This is a genomic window from Pseudomonas sp. 13B_2.1_Bac1 (genome assembly GCF_025466155.1).
GTDB classification, from domain to species: Bacteria; Pseudomonadota; Gammaproteobacteria; order Pseudomonadales; family Pseudomonadaceae; genus Aquipseudomonas; species Aquipseudomonas aylmerensis.
Map to the genome: position 1 here is coordinate 70,005 of NZ_JANLOH010000057.1, position 17,272 is coordinate 87,276.

The 17,272-nt window shown below is 63.2% G+C and carries 16 protein-coding genes; 4 read left to right on the plus strand and 12 right to left on the minus strand.

The window, feature by feature from the left end; all coding sequences use genetic code 11:
- The 7 genes from NTD80_RS14875 to NTD80_RS14905 form a co-directional block, all read right to left on the minus strand.
- On the minus strand, nucleotides 1-861 hold the full coding sequence (locus NTD80_RS14875) for a branched-chain amino acid ABC transporter permease (protein ID WP_015884776.1): 861 nt from the start codon (nucleotides 859-861) through the stop codon (nucleotides 1-3).
- A gap of 61 nt (nucleotides 862-922) precedes the next feature.
- Entirely contained in the window at nucleotides 923-2,125 is a 1,203-nt protein-coding gene (locus tag NTD80_RS14880; protein WP_262134152.1) for an ABC transporter substrate-binding protein, read from the minus strand.
- 209 nt (nucleotides 2,126-2,334) lie between these two features.
- Nucleotides 2,335-3,102, minus strand: coding sequence for a FadR/GntR family transcriptional regulator (locus NTD80_RS14885; RefSeq protein ID WP_065904017.1), 768 nt, complete (start codon nucleotides 3,100-3,102; stop codon nucleotides 2,335-2,337).
- Between the two features lie 107 nt (nucleotides 3,103-3,209).
- On the minus strand, nucleotides 3,210-3,959 hold the full coding sequence (locus NTD80_RS14890) for an alpha/beta hydrolase (protein ID WP_262134153.1): 750 nt from the start codon (nucleotides 3,957-3,959) through the stop codon (nucleotides 3,210-3,212).
- A gap of 103 nt (nucleotides 3,960-4,062) precedes the next feature.
- A complete protein-coding gene (locus tag NTD80_RS14895; protein ID WP_262134212.1) occupies nucleotides 4,063-5,427 on the minus strand; it encodes an efflux transporter outer membrane subunit in 1,365 nt (454 codons plus the stop codon).
- A 43-nt stretch (nucleotides 5,428-5,470) separates the two neighbouring features.
- Complete coding sequence (locus tag NTD80_RS14900) at nucleotides 5,471-7,444, minus strand: MacB family efflux pump subunit (protein WP_262134154.1); 1,974 nt, start codon at nucleotides 7,442-7,444, stop codon at nucleotides 5,471-5,473.
- A 1-nt stretch (nucleotide 7,445) separates the two neighbouring features.
- The gene (locus NTD80_RS14905; RefSeq protein ID WP_120449074.1) at nucleotides 7,446-8,615 is read right to left on the minus strand and encodes an efflux RND transporter periplasmic adaptor subunit; all 1,170 of its coding nucleotides are present in this window, start codon (nucleotides 8,613-8,615) and stop codon (nucleotides 7,446-7,448) included.
- 256 nt (nucleotides 8,616-8,871) lie between these two features.
- On the opposite strand from NTD80_RS14905, the gene NTD80_RS14910 reads away from it, so the two are divergent.
- The 4 genes from NTD80_RS14910 (at nucleotide 8,872) to NTD80_RS14925 (ending at nucleotide 13,046) form a co-directional block, all read left to right on the plus strand.
- Nucleotides 8,872-9,354 (plus strand): sigma-70 family RNA polymerase sigma factor, encoded by a 483-nt coding sequence (locus NTD80_RS14910; RefSeq protein WP_262134155.1) that lies wholly within the window; start codon nucleotides 8,872-8,874, stop codon nucleotides 9,352-9,354.
- A 119-nt stretch (nucleotides 9,355-9,473) separates the two neighbouring features.
- A complete protein-coding gene (locus NTD80_RS14915) occupies nucleotides 9,474-10,811 on the plus strand; it encodes a lysine N(6)-hydroxylase/L-ornithine N(5)-oxygenase family protein (protein ID WP_065903997.1) in 1,338 nt (445 codons plus the stop codon).
- A gap of 136 nt (nucleotides 10,812-10,947) precedes the next feature.
- Nucleotides 10,948-12,168: a putative DNA modification/repair radical SAM protein gene (locus tag NTD80_RS14920; RefSeq protein ID WP_262134156.1), complete on the plus strand. Its 1,221-nt coding sequence runs from the start codon at nucleotides 10,948-10,950 to the stop codon at nucleotides 12,166-12,168.
- On the plus strand, nucleotides 12,165-13,046 hold the full coding sequence (locus tag NTD80_RS14925) for a TIGR03915 family putative DNA repair protein (RefSeq protein ID WP_065903994.1): 882 nt from the start codon (nucleotides 12,165-12,167) through the stop codon (nucleotides 13,044-13,046). The genes NTD80_RS14920 and NTD80_RS14925 overlap by 4 nt, the downstream gene beginning before the upstream one ends.
- Nucleotides 13,047-13,551: 505 nt before the next feature.
- On the opposite strand, the gene NTD80_RS14930 is transcribed toward NTD80_RS14925, so the two are convergent.
- The 5 genes from NTD80_RS14930 to NTD80_RS14950 all read right to left on the minus strand — a co-directional run bounded on the left by NTD80_RS14930 (nucleotide 13,552) and on the right by NTD80_RS14950 (nucleotide 17,249).
- Nucleotides 13,552-14,049, minus strand: a complete 498-nt coding sequence (locus NTD80_RS14930; protein WP_065903991.1) for an Lrp/AsnC family transcriptional regulator — start codon at nucleotides 14,047-14,049, stop codon at nucleotides 13,552-13,554.
- 5 nt (nucleotides 14,050-14,054) lie between these two features.
- Nucleotides 14,055-14,885, minus strand: coding sequence for an ABC transporter ATP-binding protein (locus NTD80_RS14935; protein ID WP_262134157.1), 831 nt, complete (start codon nucleotides 14,883-14,885; stop codon nucleotides 14,055-14,057).
- A gap of 3 nt (nucleotides 14,886-14,888) precedes the next feature.
- Nucleotides 14,889-15,602 carry an ABC transporter permease gene (locus tag NTD80_RS14940; protein ID WP_065903984.1) on the minus strand — a complete coding sequence of 238 codons (714 nt, stop codon included), beginning with the start codon at nucleotides 15,600-15,602 and terminating at the stop codon, nucleotides 14,889-14,891.
- Nucleotides 15,599-16,300, minus strand: a complete 702-nt coding sequence (locus tag NTD80_RS14945) for an ABC transporter permease (protein WP_065903981.1) — start codon at nucleotides 16,298-16,300, stop codon at nucleotides 15,599-15,601. The genes NTD80_RS14940 and NTD80_RS14945 overlap by 4 nt, the downstream gene beginning before the upstream one ends.
- A 169-nt stretch (nucleotides 16,301-16,469) precedes the next feature.
- Nucleotides 16,470-17,249 (minus strand): ABC transporter substrate-binding protein, encoded by a 780-nt coding sequence (locus NTD80_RS14950; RefSeq protein ID WP_106803317.1) that lies wholly within the window; start codon nucleotides 17,247-17,249, stop codon nucleotides 16,470-16,472.
- Nucleotides 17,250-17,272 lie beyond the last annotated feature (23 nt).

Below are 17,272 nucleotides of genomic sequence, written 5' to 3' on the forward strand. Positions count from 1 at the left end.
TCAGGCTCTCCCGAACAGGCCGTAAGGGCGTACCAGAATCACCACGGCCATTGCGCCGTAGATCATCAGGCTCGCGCCTTGGGGCCAGAGTGTGGTCATCAGGCTCTGCACCACGCCCACCAGCAAACCGCCGACCAGCGCACCGCTGAACGAGCCCATGCCGCCGATCACCACGACCACGAAGGCCACGCCGAGGATCTCCGGGCCGACAAAGGGCTGCGCGCCGCGCAACGGCGCAAACAGCACGCCGGCGACACCGGCCAGGGCCACGCCGAGGGCGAAGGTCATGGAAAACAGGCGGAAGATATTCGTGCCCAGCAGCGACACGGTTTCGGTGCTTTCACTGCCGGCGCGCACCAGTGCGCCGAAGCGCGTGCGTTCCAGCAGCAGCCACAGGCCGAGGCCGACCAGCCCGGAAAACACGATGAGGAACAGGCGGTAGTAGGGGTAGACGAAGTCGCCGACCACCAGCACCCCGCGCAGCAGTTCCGGCACGGCGACGCTCTTGCCCACCGGGCCCCAGATCATCACGCTGGCTTCCTGGATGATCAGCGCGATCCCCAGGGTGACGAGGATCTGGAACATGTGTGGCAGGTGGTAAATCCGTTGGATTAACAGGCGCTCGATCACCCACGCCAACGCAGCCACCACCAGCGGCGCGATCAGCAGGGCCAGCCAGAAGTTGCCGGTGAGGCTCACGGCGGTGTAGCAGATGTAGGCGCCCAGCAGGAAGAACGCACCGTGGGCGAAGTTGACGAAGTTGAGCAGGCCGAAAATGATCGTCAGCCCGACCGCGATCAGGAAGTAGATCATCCCCAATCCCAGGCCGTTGAGTATCTGGAACAGATAAAGATTAAGCATGCAGAAACCCTCGGACAGGCGGCCGCGAACGCGGCCCTGTCGTGTTTAGCGAGTCAGCGGGTCAGGCGAGCGTGCAGCCCGTGGCGTCCACCGGCGGGAAGGACTGGCCGGCGCTGAGCACCTTGGCCAGGTCGTCCTTGTCGGCCATGTCGCCGGCGGCCTTGCCGATCAGCAGGTAGTAGTCCTTGATCACCTGGTGGTCGCCGGCGCGGATCGATTCCTTGCCGGTCGGGCCTTCGTAGCTCAGGCCCTGCATGGCCTTGGCCACGGTCGGCCCTTCGAAGCTGCCGGTGGCGATGATGGTTTCGAGCATGACCTTGGTGCTGATGTAGTCAGCGGCCAGCGGGTAGGTGGGGTTGATGCCGTACTTGGCCTGGGTCAGCTTGACCAGCTCGCGGTTGAGCGGGGTGTCGACCTGGTGCCAGTACTGCGCGCCGAGGTACACGCCTTCGAGCACATCGCTGCCCAGTTCCTGGAATTGATCGAGGCCTGCGGACCACACCAGCAGCACTTTCATGCGCTCCTTGATGCCGAAGTTCACCGCCTGGCGCAGGGTGTTGGACGACTGGCTGCCGAAATTCAGCAGCACCAGCACGTCGGGCTTGGTGGAGATGGCGTTGGTCAGGTAGCCGGAGAATTCCTGTTCCTGCAACGAGTGATAGCTGTTGCCCACGTGCTCCAGGCCGTGTTCCTTGAGGACATTTTTGGCGCCTTCGAGCAGGGCTTCACCGAACACGTATTGCGGGGTGATGGTGTACCAGCGCTTGGCGTCCGGCAGCAGCTTGATCAGCGGCACCATGGTTTCGCGGATCGCGCCGTAGGTCGGCACCGACCAGCGGAACGTCGCCTTGTTGCAGTCCTTGCCGGTGACTTCGTCGGCACCCACCGGGGTCATGAACACGCCGCCGACCTTGTCCACTTCCTTGGCCACGGCCAGCGCCGACGACGACAGCGTGCACCCCTGGAAGAACCGCGCGCCGTCCTGCTGGATGGCTTCCTGGACTTTGCGCACCGCCTTGCCGGCGTTGCCTTCGGTGTCGATCACCTTGTAATTCAGCGGGCGACCGAGCACTTCGGGGTGCTGTTCCACCGCCAGCCGCGAACCCATGTCGGCAAACTTGCCATAGCTGGCAAAGGCGCCGGACATGGACTTGAGGCCGTAAAAGGTAAAGGGCTCGGCGGCGAATGCCGAACGCACGCTCAGCGGAAGGCTGAGGGCGGCGGCGGCGGTGAGACTGGCTTTCAACAACGTACGACGCTGCATGGGGTGACTCCCTGGTTTAGTTATTGGCAGGAGTAGCAATGGCGATACGGTGGAGCAGGGCCTGTGGGCAGGCCTTTTTATTGAGGCGAAACGCGGTCATGAATTGTGCGGGCGGGCTTGCTCGCGAATGCGGCGCATCAGTCTCCGGATGCTTTGCTGACGCACCGTATTCGCGGGCAAGCCCGCTCCCGCACTGGGTCTGTGGTGTTTTAAGAGTGATCGAACTCCAGTAGAAAATGCGGGCTGACCTGGCCTTCCAGCGCGGTCATGTGGTGTTCGGCGTCGCACATGTGTTCGTGCATCAGGCTGCGCACGGCTTTTTCATCGCCGGCGCGAAACGCGCTCAGCAACTGTTTGTGATAGTCGAGGTTGGCCGCGTCGAACTGCTTGCGCTTGGGCTTGTAGGCCTTTTTCAGCACCACCAGGTCACGCAACAGGTCATTGAGGAACTGCGCCATGAAGCTCAGCAACGGGTTGGGGCACGCCTTGGCCAGCAGGTTGTGGAACTCCAGTTCCGCCAGGCGCTGTTCACGCTGGCCGGCCTCGCTGTCTTCCGGCGCGCTGCAGAAATCCACGTTGTCCTGCAGGGCCTGGTAGTCGTCCTCACTCAGGCGCCCGAGTACCGAGACGGCCAGTTCCACTTCGATGACCTTGCGCAACTGGTAGACCTGCTCGCCATCCAGGTGCTGGAAGTGCAAGTAGTTGCGCAAGGCGCGGCTGGCCGGCTCGGTGCCCGCCTGGTTGAGGTAGGCGCCGCCGCTGGGGCCGGTGCGCGTGCTCACCAGGCCCTCGACTTCCAGCGCCTTGAGCGCCTCGCGCGCCGAGCCCTTGGAGCACTGGAAGCTTTCCATCAGCTCGCGCTCGGTGGGCAGGCGATCGCCGGGCTTGAGTGCATCGGTGACGATAGAGCGCTTGACCGACTCGACAATCACATCGGACAGCTTCTGGCGTTTGCGTCGTAGCGGGCGGCTTAGCATGGGTTCGATTTATCGTATTAATGCGGATAAATAGTACTTAATAACGATTGGGTCGCAGCGTCAACGCAGGGTGTCGTTTTCGGCCGCAACAGGTCGCAAACGGCGCGCTACTCCCAAACGCCTGAATCGAGGCAGCGCGTCGACGCCGGCGGCTGCTTGCCATAGGCAAGGAAGTCGCCCACCCATTGGTTGACGCAGCCGCTGGGGCCTGACGTGGCGGTGTCCTTGAGGTGCAATTGTGCAACCCGGGGCGCGGCTTTTTCGCCGGGCGCCGCATTCACCAGCACCATGCGCGCGACGCGGTCGGGAAACAGCGCGCCGTAATGGCTGCCCAAGCGCGTGGCGCCGGCGTTACCGAGGTAGTACAGCTGCGCGTCACCGAGTTGGGCTCGCACGAATTCCATGTCGCGCACGGCCTGCTCGAGGCCATTCTTGTGCTTGAGGTCGCGCGGGCTGAGTTCGATCACGTCATAGCGATTGAGCAGCGTGCGATAAGCCTGGTTGGAATAGGCACCCCAGCGGCTGGCCAGTTGCACGGCGAAGGTGCCGGCGCGGTTGCGCCGGGTGGTGTCGCCAGCCTGGGCGAACACCACACCTTCACGGCTCAGCGGATCGCGCGCGCCGACACGGGTGACATACAGGCGCAGGTTGCCTTGGCGCGGCGCGGCGTAGTTGCGCGGGACACTGACGACGCCGCATTGGGTGCGCGCCAGCACTTCCGGGTCCAGGTGTTCGACCTGGGGGATGGGGCAGTCGAGCAGCCAGTCGATGGCGCTTTCGGTGATCAGTGGCTGGGCCAGGGCGGTGCTTGCCATCAGCCAGATACCGCCACAAGCGAGGTGTTTTGCAACAGTCATCAGGAGGTCCCGGGCAGCCGTGTGATGGCGGCTTTTTTACCAAGGACCTGGGTTGAAGAATGTAGGTCGAGAAAACAGCTCGTGTACGAAAGTGGAGTTTTGTTTAGCGGATATCAGTCTCCCAGCCGCCCCCCAGCGCTTTGTACAAGGCGATGCTGGCCTGCAGGCGCGACAGCCGCAGTTGCACGTTCAAGTCCTGGGCCGCGTACAGCGTGCGTTGGGTCTCCAGCACTGTCAGCAAGTCCTCGGCGCCTGCCTGGTAGCGACTCTCGGCGATCTGGAACGCGGTCTGCGCCTGTTGCAGTTCTTCGCTTTGCCATTCGCGCTGCTGGTCGAGGCGGGTGATGCTGCTGAGGGCTTTTTCCACATCGGCAAAGCCGTTGATGATCGCGCCACGGTAGGTTTGCAGCAGCTCATCCTGGCGGGCGCGGGCCTTGTCGCGCTCGGCGCTTAAACGGCCGTTGTTGAAGATCGGCCCGACCAGCCCGGCGGTCAGCGTGTAGTACGGGCTGCGCAGCATTTCTGCGGCTTTGTAGGCGTCCGAGCCAAGGGTCGCACCGAGGGTCACGGCCGGCAGCATCGCCGCCCGCGCCACGGTTACATCGGCTTGTGCCGCCGCCAGCTGCGCCTCGGCCTTGGCGATGTCGGGGCGGCGACTGAGCAATTGGCTGGGCAGGCCAGCGCCGATGGTCGGCCAGCTCAGCGCCTGAAATGGTTCGGCGCCCAGGTCGAGGGCTTGCACCGGTTGGCCGAGGAGCGCCGCGAGGGTGATCCGCGACTCTTCGGCCAATTGCTCGATCAGCGGCAATTGCCGTTGTTGGCTGGCCACCAGGCTTTTCTGCTGGGCCAGTTCCAGGGCCGTGGCGGAGCCGGCGTCGTAGCGCGTCTGCACCAGGTCGAGCACGTTGCGCGCGTTCGCCAGGTTGAGCTGGGCAATCTGTTTGCGCTCAACGGCTGCCAGGGTTTGCGCGTAGCGGTCGGCCACATTGGCGAGCAAGGTCAGTTCCACCGTCGCCTGGTCAAACTCGCTGGCCCGCAGGCTGTGCAGGGCGCTGTCGCGGGCAGCCGCGCGGCCACCCCAGAAATCCACTTCGTAACTGGCGGTGAGGTTGGCGCCGAAGTTGTCGACAACCTCATCGCTTCGCGACGCGTCCAGGCTCGGTCCGCCCTTGCCGCGCAGCAGTTTCTGGCGGCTGGTGTCGAGATTCAGCTTGACCTCGGGCAGCAGCGGCGCGCCGGCAATCACTGCGCTGGCCTGGGCCTGGCGGACCCTGGCCATGGCGGCGGCGACGTCGAAACTGTCACGCCGCGCCTGGTCGACCAGGCGATTGAGTTGCGGGCTGCCAAAGTGCGTCCACCAGCGCTGGTTGGTGGCCTGGGTCGCGTCGCGCTCGGCAAATTGCCAGGCGGCCGGCGGCGCAATACCGCTGTCGATAGCGCCAGGACTGCCGGTGCAGGCGCTCAACATCAGGCACAGGCTGAGCAGGGACAGGTGCGTGGGCAGGGATGGTTTATTCACTGGTCAATGCCTTAACCGGATCGAGCCGGGCAGCTTTACGGGCCGGCATAAAGCCGAATACGACGCCGGTGACCAGCGCGCAACCAAATGCGCCAAGGACCGCCACCAGGGAAAACTGGACCGCCACCTTGGCCAGCACCAGCACGCCGCCCACCAGCAGGGCCAGGGCGATGCCGCAGAGGCCGCCGACCACCGAAAGCATCACCGCCTCGGTGAGGAACTGGCGCAGGATGTCGCGCTGGCGCGCGCCGGTGGCCATGCGGATGCCGATTTCGCGGGTCCGCTCGCGCACCGTCATGAGCATGATGTTCATCACGCCGATGCCGCCGACCAACAGCGAAATCGCCGCAATCGAGCCGAGCATCAAAGACAGCGTGTTCTGGGTGCGCGCCTCGGCCTGGATCATCGCGGCGTTGTTGGTCAATTCGTAGTCACGCTTGCCGTTGTGCAGCTTTTGCATCAGCGCGTCGATGGCCACCTCGGCCTCGTGGACCTTGCGCGCATCGGCGGCGGCGATCACCACGTATTCGGGGTTGTAGCTGCCAAACAGGCGCACGCTGGCGGCGGTGTAGGGGATGGCGATGCGGTCGTCGCTGTCCTTGTTGCCGGAGCTGGCGCCTTTTTCCGCGAGCACGCCGATCACCTGGAACGGCACGTTCTCGATCAGGATGTACTGGCCGATCGGGTTGACCTGGCCCTTGAACAGCTTTTCGCGGATGCGGTGGCCAATCACCGCCACCGTGGCACCGGCGCGCTCATCGGCGGCGGTGAAATAACTGCCCTCAACCACCGGCCAGTTGAAAATGTCCGGGAAGTTGGTGTCATTGCCGCCCACATAGGCCATGTAGTCGACATTGCCAAAACGCACCCCTGCCTCGGTGCCGTTGACCGGCATGATGCGCTTGACCTGCGGCAGTGCCGCCAGCGCCGCGACGTCATTGAGGGTGACGATACCCAGCGGCGTGCGCGGGTTGGGCGACGAACCGCTGAGGTAAAGAATGTTGGAGCCGAACGCGCCCATCTGTGCCATGACCTGGCGCTTGCTGCCTTCACCGACCGCCAGCATCACCACCACCGACGCCACGCCGATGATGATGCCCAGCAGGGTCAGCGCCGTGCGGAACCGGTTGATCCACATCACCCGCCAGGCGGCCTGCACTGCGTCGATCAGTTCGGCTTTCCAGGCGCCGTTGTGCTCGGCGCCGTCGGCCAGGCGCTGGCGCAGGTCCACGGCCTGCAACGCGCCGTTGCTGGCGGGTGCGGGGACGTAGCTGTCGGCCTCGGCCGAATCGCTGATGATCAGGCCGTCGCGAATCTCGATGATGCGATTGGCCCGCGCCGCGACTTCGCGGTCATGGGTGATCAGGATCACCACGTGGCCCTGGCTCGCCAGCTCATCGAGCAAGGTCATCACCTCGGCGCCGCTGTGGCTGTCGAGGGCGCCGGTGGGTTCATCGGCGAGGATGATGTGCCCGCCATTCATCAAGGCGCGGGCAATCGACACGCGCTGCTGCTGGCCGCCGGACAACTGGTGCGGACGGTTGCCGGTGCGGTCGGCCAGGCCCAGGCGGGTGAGCAGGGCCTTGGCGCGGGCGTGCCGTTCGGCGGCGCTGATGCCGGCATAAATCGCCGGCATCTCGACGTTTTCCTGGGCCGAACCCGACGGGATCAGGTGGTAGCCCTGGAACACGAAGCCGAACGCTTCACGGCGCAGCCAGGCCAGCTCATCGCTGTCCAGGTGCGCGACATTTTCGCCGGCGAACAGGTAGTCGCCGGTTGTGGGCCGGTCGAGGCAGCCGAGGATATTCATTAAAGTGGACTTGCCGGAGCCGGACGCGCCGACAATCGCGACGAATTCCCCGGCGTGGATCGACAAGTCGATGCCGCGCAAGACGTCGACCTGCGGGCTGTCGCCGCCGCAGTAGGATTTGCGGATGTGCTTGAGTTCGATCAGGGGCGTGGTCACCTCAACCCCCGTTGCCGTCGGCCGGGCCGATCAGCAGGTGATCGCCTTCATGCAGGCCGTCGAGCACTTCGACGCGCAGGCGATCACTGATGCCCAGGCGCACTTCGCGCTCCTCGATGCGCCCGTTTGCCGCCACTACGCGGGCAATCTGCCTATCGGCGCTCGAGGTGCCCTGCAACGCAGCGACCGGCACGGTGAGCGCGTCCTTCACGGCCCCCGCGACAAAGAACACCTGGGTGGTCATTTCGGCCATCAAGGCATTGTCGCTGTTGTCCACATCCAGCAGCACGGTGTAGAGCACCACGCGGCCGCTGCCGCTTTTGTTGGAACTGTTGGGGCTGCCGCTGCCCTGGGTTTCATTCAACGGCTTGGGCGGAATCGGCAGGATTTGCCGCACGGTGCTGGTCCAGCGCCGGTTGCCGCCGCTCAGGGTGGTGAAATAGGCGGTCATGCCGGGTTTGACGTGGCCAATGTCGGCTTCCGAGACTTCCGCCCACACGGTCATCGGCGACAACTTGGCGATACGCAGGATCAACGGCGTCTGCTGCTGGGCGTTGAGGGTCTGGCCGACCCGCGCGTCCACCGCCACCACGGTGCCGGTCATCGGCGCATAAATGCGCGTATAGCCCAGTTCCGCTTCGTCGCTGCGCAGGCTGGCCTGGGCCTGGAGGATCTGCGCCTGGAACATGTCCATCCGCGCCTGGGTCGCGCTCAATTCGGCCTTGGCGGTTTGCACATCTTCTTCACGGGTCGCGTTGCCGGCCGCCAGGCGCTGCTGGCGCTGGTATTTCTGGCGCGCCAGTTCGTGCTGGGCTTTCTGCTCCTGCAACTGGGCCTTGAGGTTTTCGATGGCGTAGCGGCTGGCGTCGAGCTTGGCTTTTTGCGTGGACGGGTCGATTTCCACCAGCAACTGGCCTTCCTGGACCTGATCGCCGGCTTCGACGTGAATCTTGCGGATCTGCCCGGAGGCCTGGGCGCCCACGTCCACATATCGACGCGGTTGCAGGGTACCGAGGGCCGTGACGCTGTTTTCGATATTGCCGCGGCTGACGGTGACGGTGGTGAGCGTGTCACGCCCCGGCGGCAACACCTGCCAGGCGGCAACGGCGATGAGGGGGATCAGGCACGCGATAACAAGCAAGGCGCGTCGGGCAGGGCGAGGGCGTTTCATGCTTAGGTTCCAGCCAGGAAAGTTCGGAGCGCAGTTGCGCAGAGCTGACAGTTAAACGAGAGAATTGCCCGGGGATTTAGGCTGTTACACAAGCGGTTACAGGTCCTTTGAAGAAAAATAATCGTCCATCGGTGCAAGTCTGCTTTAAAAGTAGATGAGAATTACTATAAATTGCACGCACCCAAACTGCCATTACCTCATACGCTGTCTTTTTCGCACTCAAGGACCTAATGCCGCCACCCGGCGGTCGGGAGTCATGTTGGAAAACTACTATCGCGAGCTGGTGTGTTTCCTCAACGCCAAGCTGGGCAACCGCCAGGTTGCCGAGGATGTGGTGCATGACGCTTATGTCCGGGTGCTGGAACGTTCCAGCGACACCCCCATCGAACAACCCCGCGCCTTTTTATACCGCACCGCACTGAACCTGGTGATCGACGGCCACCGGCGTAACGCCTTGCGCCAGGTCGAGCCGCTGGATGTGCTGGACAGCGAAGAACGCTTCGCCCCCTGTTCGCCCCACGCCACCCACGACCACGGCCAGCGCCTGGAACTGCTCGAACGCGCCCTTGCCGAGCTGCCGGCGGTGTGCCGCGACAGTTTCATGCTGCGCAAGCTCGATGGTTTGACCCACGTGCAGATCGCCGAGCGCCTGTGCATTTCCCGCGCGCTGGTGGAAAAACACATCGTCAACGCGATGAAGCACTGCCGGGTGCGGATGCGCGAGTGGGACGCGCACTGATCACCGATCAGTTAAATTTTATTTCACTGTCCTCGTTTCCTATCAACACATGACCTGTTGTGCAGGTCTTGAAGGTATTCCCGCCCCACCGCCAAGGGGCTTATCCAGAGGACACTGGAATGACACAGGCAATTGCTTCGCCCGCGGTTCACGACCTGATCGGTATCGGTTTCGGCCCTTCGAACCTGGCGCTGGCCATCGCCCTGCAGGAGCGCGAAAAGGCCCAGGGCAAACTGGACGTGCTGTTTCTCGACAAACAGGCTGACTACCGCTGGCACGGCAATACCCTGGTGACCCAGAGCGAGCTGCAGATTTCCTTCCTCAAGGACCTGGTAACCCTGCGCAACCCCACCAGCCCGTACTCCTTCGTCAATTACCTGAAAGCCCACGACCGCCTGGTGGATTTCATCAACCTGGGCACCTTCTACCCGTGCCGCATGGAGTACAACGACTACCTGCGCTGGGTCGCGGGGCAGTTCCAGGCCCAGGCGCGCTACGGTGAGGAAGTGCTTGCGATCGAGCCGATCCTGCACCAGCAGCACGTCGAGGCGCTGCGCGTGATCTCCCGCGATGCGCTGGGCGAGCAGCATGTGCGCACCACCCGTTCGGTGGTGGTCAGCGCCGGCGGCACTCCGCGTATTCCCGACGCGTTCAAGGCGCTTAAGGGCGACAGCCGGGTGTTCCACCACTCCCAATACCTGGAGCGCATGGCCTCGCAGCCCTGCGTCGACGGCAAGGCCATGCGCATTGCGATCATCGGCGGTGGCCAGAGCGCGGCCGAAGCCTTTATCGACCTCAACGACAGCTTCCCGTCGGTGCAGGTCGACATGATCCTGCGCGGCTCGGCGCTGAAGCCAGCCGACGACAGCCCGTTCGTCAACGAAGTGTTCTCGCCGGCCTTTACCGACCTGGTGTTCCAGCAAGTCGGCGCGGAGCGTGAGCGACTGGTCGCCGAGTACCAGAACACCAACTATTCGGTGGTGGACCTGGACCTGATCGAGCGCATCTACGGGATTTTCTACCGCCAGAAAGTCTCCGGCATCGCCCGCCAGGCCTTCCGCACCATGACCGTGGTCGAGAAGGCCACGCCGGGTCCGCTGGGCATCGAACTGGCCTTGCGCAACAACGCCAACGGCGAAACCAGCGTCCACCATTACGACGCCGTGATCCTGGCCACCGGCTACGAGCGCCAGATGCACCGCGAACTGCTGGCACCGCTGGAAGCCTACATGGGCGACTTTGAAGTCAGCCGCGATTACCGCATCGTCACCGACGAGCGCTGCAAGGCCGGCATCTACATCCAGGGCTTCAGCCAGGCCAGCCACGGCTTGAGCGATACCTTGCTGTCGGTGCTGCCGATCCGCGCGGACGAGATCGCGGCGTCGCTGCATGCGCTGGACCGGCATCGCGGCAACGCACGTTCGGTGCAGGACCTGTTGCTCGCCACCGCCAGCTGACACTGTAGGAACCCGGCTTGTCGAATCGCCGCGGTGCGACGATACGACAAGCCCCGCGCCTACCAGTCATCATTCCAGGCTGGTATTCGGGATTGCTCGCTGATACTGTACAAAAAACCAGTATCGGTAGCCCTCCATGCAGTTGATCGAAAAACTCAGCATCCTCGCCGACGCCGCCAAGTACGACGCCTCCTGCGCGAGCAGCGGCGCGGCCAAGCGCAGCTCGGAGGGCAAGGCGGGGCTGGGTTCCACCGACGGCATGGGCATCTGTCACAGCTATACCCCGGACGGGCGCTGTGTGTCGCTGCTCAAGGTGCTGCTCACCAACTTCTGTCTCTACGACTGCCAATACTGCGTCAACCGCCGTTCCAGCGATGTGCCCCGCGCACGTTTCAGCCCGGAGGAGGTGGTGACCCTGACCCTGGATTTCTACCGGCGCAATTGCGTCAGCGGGCTGTTTCTCAGCTCGGGCATCATCCGTTCGGCCGACTACACCATGGAGCAACTCGTCCGCGTGGCCAAATTGCTGCGCGAAGAACATGATTTTCGCGGCTACATCCACCTCAAGACCATCCCCGAGGCTGACCCGGCGCTGATCGCCGAGGCCGGGCGCTACGCCGATCGGCTGAGTGTGAATATCGAGTTGCCCACCGATGCCAGCCTGCAGACGCTGGCGCCGGAGAAACAGATCGGCTCGATCAAGCAGGCCATGCAGACCATCTACACCGGCGAACAGACGGTATTCAACGAACCGCGCGCTCCGCGTTTTGCCCCGGCCGGGCAGAGCACGCAGATGATCGTCGGCGCCGATGATACCGACGACAGCACCATCCTCCACGGGGCCGAGGCGCTGTACGGCAACTTCAAGCTGCGCCGCGTGTATTACTCGGCTTTCAGCCCGATCCCCAACAGCCCGAAAAGCGTGCCGCTGGCCGCGCCGCCATTGATGCGTGAGCACCGTTTGTACCAGGCGGACTTCCTGCTGCGCAGCTACGGCTTCAGTGCCGGTGAGTTGTTCCAGGGCCCCGGCCACCTGGCCCTGGACATCGACCCCAAGTTGGCCTGGGCGCTGGAACATCGCGAGGTGTTCCCGCTGGACCTCAACCGCGCCGAGCCGACGCTCATCGCCCGTATCCCCGGCATTGGCCTGCGCACCACCCAACGCCTGGTCGACCTGCGGCGTGAGCGCAAGATCCGCTTCGAAGACCTGGCGCGCATGCGTTGTGTGCTGGCCAAGGCCAAGCCGTTTTTCATCACCAGCGATTACCACCCGCAGCAGGCCGACAGCACCAGCGTGTTGCTGCGCGAACAATTGCGCGACCGCCCACAGCCGCAACAGATGGGGCTGTGGGGATGATCAGCCTCGAATGCGACAACCTCTTCAGCACCTGGCGCGAGCAGGCGCGCTGGTTGCTCAGCCATCAGGTCGACCCCAGCCAGGTGAGCTGGGGCGAGGCCGAGGTGGCGGACCTGTTTGCCACCGACGAGCCGATTCCGGCGGGGCTTGGTCCGTTCCAGGCGCGGATTCCCAAGGCACTCCTGGAGTTGCTCGAGTCGGCTGCCTGTTACCACGGCGATCAGCGCTGGAGCCTGTTGTATGAGGTGTTATGGCGCGTCAGCCATGGCGACCGCACCGCGATGCTGGCGGGGGACAAGCTCGGCAGCGAGCTGCAGCGGCGGATCAAGCAGGTGAGTCGCGAGGCCCATCACTTGCACGCGTTTGTGCGCTTTATCGCCGTGCCAGCAGAGGCGGGGCCGGAGTTGCCGGAGTACGTCGCCTGGCATGAGCCGGCCCATGACATCCTGAAAAGCGCGAGCCAGCATTTTATCGGGCGCATGGGACGCCATCGCTGGATGATCGCCACGCCGCTGGATGGGGTGTATTACGACGGCGAACAGTTGATTCATCAGCGCGAGTGCCCCGAGGCCTGGCAGCAACTGGCGCAGAATATCGAAGACCCGCACAGTGCCATGTGGTTGACCTACTACAGCCACATCTTCAACCCGGCGCGCTTGAACCCCAAGGTCATGGAAGGCCACTTGCCCAGCCGGTTCTGGAAGAACCTGCCGGAGGGCAAGTTGATCCCGGGATTGATCAGCGAGGCGCGCACCGGCAAGCAGAAGGACGGGCAGGCAAAGCTGATTGGAGCCCGACCCGGAAAGAGAATTGCCAATCCGATCAATGGCGGCGCTGGCTTGCCGGCGATGGCGGCGGGCCAGTTGGATCAACGTTGACGGGTGCGCCGCTATCGCAGGCAAGCCAGCTCCCACATTGGGTTGTATTCCAAGGTTTGAACCGAGTTGTGTCGCCAGCTCGGATATTGGCAAGCCCCCAGTCCCCAGCCCGAACAGCGATCAAAACTGTGGGAGCGGGCTTGCTCGCGAAAGCGGTGTATCAGTCGCCGAAAATGGTGGCTGATCTACCGCCTTCGCGAGCAAGCCCGCTCCTACCTTGGGTTGTATTCCAAGGTCAGACCCGGGTTGTGTCGCCAGCTCGGATGTAGCCCCAGTCCCCAGCCCCAACAGCGATCAAAACTGTGGGAGCGGGCTTGCCCGCGAAAGCGGTGTATCAGTCGCCGAAAATGGTGGCCGATCTACCGCCTTCGCGAGCAAGCCCGCTCCCACATTGGACTGTATTCCAAGGTTGCAACAGGGTTGTATCACCCGCTCAAATATTGGTCGACACCCAATCCCACACACACACACATACGGGATCTTCATGGTCCAGGCAGGTGGGGCCTCAGGTCAGTTCGGTGGCGGTGTTCTTGACCACCGCCAATTCCGGGTGCGCCACCAGCTTGTCGATGTGCAATTCATCATTGTTCAGCCAGGTCTCGGTCAGCACCCGGTAGTGTTCCATGTCGCGGCAGCGCATGCGCAGGCTGTAGTCGAACGGCCCGCTGATCAACTGGCATTCGAACACCTGCGGACAGGCCTTGATGCAGGCTTCGAAGGCCTTTTGCGCCGAGCGACCACTCTGGTTGGACAAGGCCACCAGCACCAGCAGCGACAGCCCCGGTGAGACCATCTGCACATCGATGATCGCCCCATACCCACGGATCACCCCGCGTCGCTCCAGCTTGCGCACCCGTTCCAGACAGGGCCTGGGCGTGAGGTGCACCAGCGACGAGAGCTTTTCGTAGGTGATACGCCCCTGATGGCGCAGTACGTCGATGATTGCCTCGTCGATGCGGTCCAGCGCAGGGGAAGAATGGGGTCCGTTGGCCTTGGTATCCATGGGTTTCACTTCAAACGGTTGGAAAGAAATTGCTGCAAGCGCTCGCTGTTGGGGTGGTCGAGAATCTCGGCGCCGCCTTGTTCCTCGACCCGGCCCTGGTGCAAAAACAACACTTGGCTGGACACCTGGCGGGCAAAGCCCATCTCGTGGGTGACCATCAGCATGGTACGACCTTCCTCGGCCAACGTCTGTATGACTTTGAGGACTTCCCCTACAAGTTCCGGGTCGAGTGCCGACGTCGGCTCATCGAACAGAATGATTTCCGGCTCCATCGCCAATGCGCGTGCGATAGCCACGCGCTGCTGCTGGCCACCGGACAGGAACGCCGGGTATTGATCCGCCACACGGCCGGGCAGACCGACCTTGTCGAGGTACATGCGTGCACGTTTTTCCGCGTCGGCGGCACTCACGCCAAGCACCCGGCGCGGCGCCATGGTGATGTTTTCCAGCACGGTCATGTGGCTCCACAGGTTGAAGTGCTGGAACACCATGGCCAGGCGCGTGCGCAGATTCTGCAGTTGCTCCTGGTGCGGCGCGCGGGTGCCGGCGCGGCCCTGGCGCATTTCGATGCTGATGCCATCCAGGGTGATCACCCCGGCATCGGGTTGTTCGAGAAAGTTGATGCAGCGCAGCATCGTGCTCTTGCCCGAGCCACTGGCGCCGATCAGGCTGATCACATCGCCGTTGCGTGCGTTGAGGGACACGCCCTTGAGCACTTCGTGTTCGCCGTAGCGTTTATGGATACCTTCGACTTGCAGCTTGACGGCCGCCGTTGCAGTTTTGCTGACGGGTATGTCGACCGGATAAGTGGCCAGGGCCTGCGCGGACTGATTCATGGGTTAGCCTCGGGTAGGAACAAGAAAACGCATCCAGCGACGTTCGGCCAGTCGGAACAGGCCCACCAGTGCAAAGGACAGCAGCATGTAGAGCAGGGCGGCGATGCCGAAGGCCTGGAACGTCAGGAACGTCTCGGCGTTGGCATCGCGGGCCACCTTGAGGATGTCGGCGACGGTGGCGGTAAACGCCAGCGACGTGGCGTGCAGCATCAGGATCATTTCGTTGCTGTAGGCCGGTAACGCACGGCGCAAGGCGGCGGGGACCACCACAAACAGGTTGAGACGCCAGCCGTGCAGGCCGTAGGCGCGTGCGGCTTCGATTTCGCCATGGGGAATGTTGCGGATCGCGCCGGCGAAGATTTCCACGGTGTAGGCGCAGGTATTCAGCACGAACGCCAGCAAGGTGCAGTTGAGCGCGTTGCGGAAAAACTGGTTGAGCAGGGCGTTGTCTTGCACCACCTCCAGGCTGTACAGCCCTGTGTAGCAAATCAGCAGTTGGATATACAGCGGCGTGCCGCGAAACAGGTAGGTATAGACCTCCACCGGCCAGCGCAGCCAGAAGTGCTCCGAGACGCGCGCGAGTGCCAGCGGGATCGACAGGACGAAGCCGAACACCACCGAGATAATGAACAGCCACAGGGTCATGGCGACGCCGGACAGCCCCGCGCCATCACTGAACAGATAGGCCAGGCCGTATTGCTGGAACAGTTCGATCATCGCGCCATCCCCTTGATGCCGAGGTTGTAGCGCCGCTCAAGGCGCTTGAAGATGCGGTTGGACAGGGTGGTGATCACCAGGTAAACGAGGCCGGCGAGGATCAGGAAATACAGCGGCTCGTTGGTGGTCTTGCCAGCGTTTTGCGCGGCCTTGACCAGGTCTGACAGGCCGATGATCGACACCAGTGCGGTGGACTTGAGCAGCACCAGCCAGTTATTGCCCAGGCCCGGCAGGGCAAAGCGCATCAGCTGCGGGAACAGCACCAGGTGAAAGCGCTGCCAGCGGCTCAGGCCGTAGGCGGTGGCGGCTTCGAGTTGGCCGACCGGCACGCTGAGGATCGCACCGCGAAAGTTCTCGGTGAAATACGCGCCGTAGATAAAGCCCAGGGTGATCACCCCGGCGGTGAATGGGTCGATTTCAAAGTAATCCCAGCCGAACACTTCGCTGAGGTCGTTGAGCCACAGTTGCAGGCTGTAGAAGATCAGCAGGATCAGCACCAGGTCCGGCACGCTGCGGATCAGCGTGGTGTAGAGCGTGGCCGGCACCCTTAGCCATTTGGCGCTGGAGAGTTTGGCGCCAGCCGCGATCAGGCCGAGGGAAAGGCTCAGTGCCAGCGCGAGGAACGCCAGCTTGAGCGTCATCCAGGCGCCCTGGGCCAGCATCGGGCCGTAGCCTTGCAGGTTGAGGAATTCGTTCATGGGAGAGTCTCTAAAGGGCGCAGACGACCCTTGTAGCAGCCGGCTGATGGGGGAGGGGGATTGCCCCCGATAGCAGTGGGTCAGTCCATACCGGCGTCGACTGACACGCTGTCATCGGCGGCAAGCGCCTTGCGCACCGGCCAGGTCCTACAGGGGTGAGGCGTTGGCATCACTCGTTGTAGATGTCCTGGTCGCCGAAGTACTTCTTCTGGATCTTGGCGTAGGTGCCATCGGCCTGGACGGCGGCGATGCCTTTGTTGATCAGCTCGCGCAACGCTTGGTCGTTCTTGCGCAGGCCCATGGCGATGTCCAGCGGCAGGGTCGGGTCCTTGAAGGCCGGGCCGGTCTTGAAGTCGGCGCCTTCAGGCTTGGACAGGAAGTTGAGCTGGGCTTCGAGTTTGTCGGTCAGGGTGGCATCGAGACGGCCGTTCTGCAGGTCGGCGTAGTTTTGCTCTTGGGACTGGTATGCCTTGATCTGCGCACCCAGCTTGGCCAGGTGCGCGCGGGCGTAAGCTTCCTGCAGCGAGCCTTGCAGCACGCCGACCTGCTTGCCGTTGAGGGATTGCGGGGTGTCGCCAAAGTCGGCGTTTTTGCGGGTGATCACCGACGTTGGGCTGAGGAACAGCCGGTCGCTGAAGTCGATGACTTTCTCGCGTGCCGGGGTCACGGCCATGGACGACATGATGGCGTCGAATTTGCGCGCGCGCAGGGCCGGGATCATGCCGTCGAATTCGTTGTGCACCCAGGTGCATTTGACCTCGAGCTTGGCGCAGATGGCGTTGCCCAATTCGATATCGAAGCCTTGCAGGCTGCCATCGGCGGCCACGGATTCGAAGGGGGGATACTCGGGGAAGACGCCGAAGCGGATTTCTTGCCAATCCTGGGCGTGGGCAGCGGTTGCACACAGTGGCAACAGCAATGCAGCGAAAAGTGATCGCAGTGGAGTCATGTGTATTCCCTATATTTTGTAAT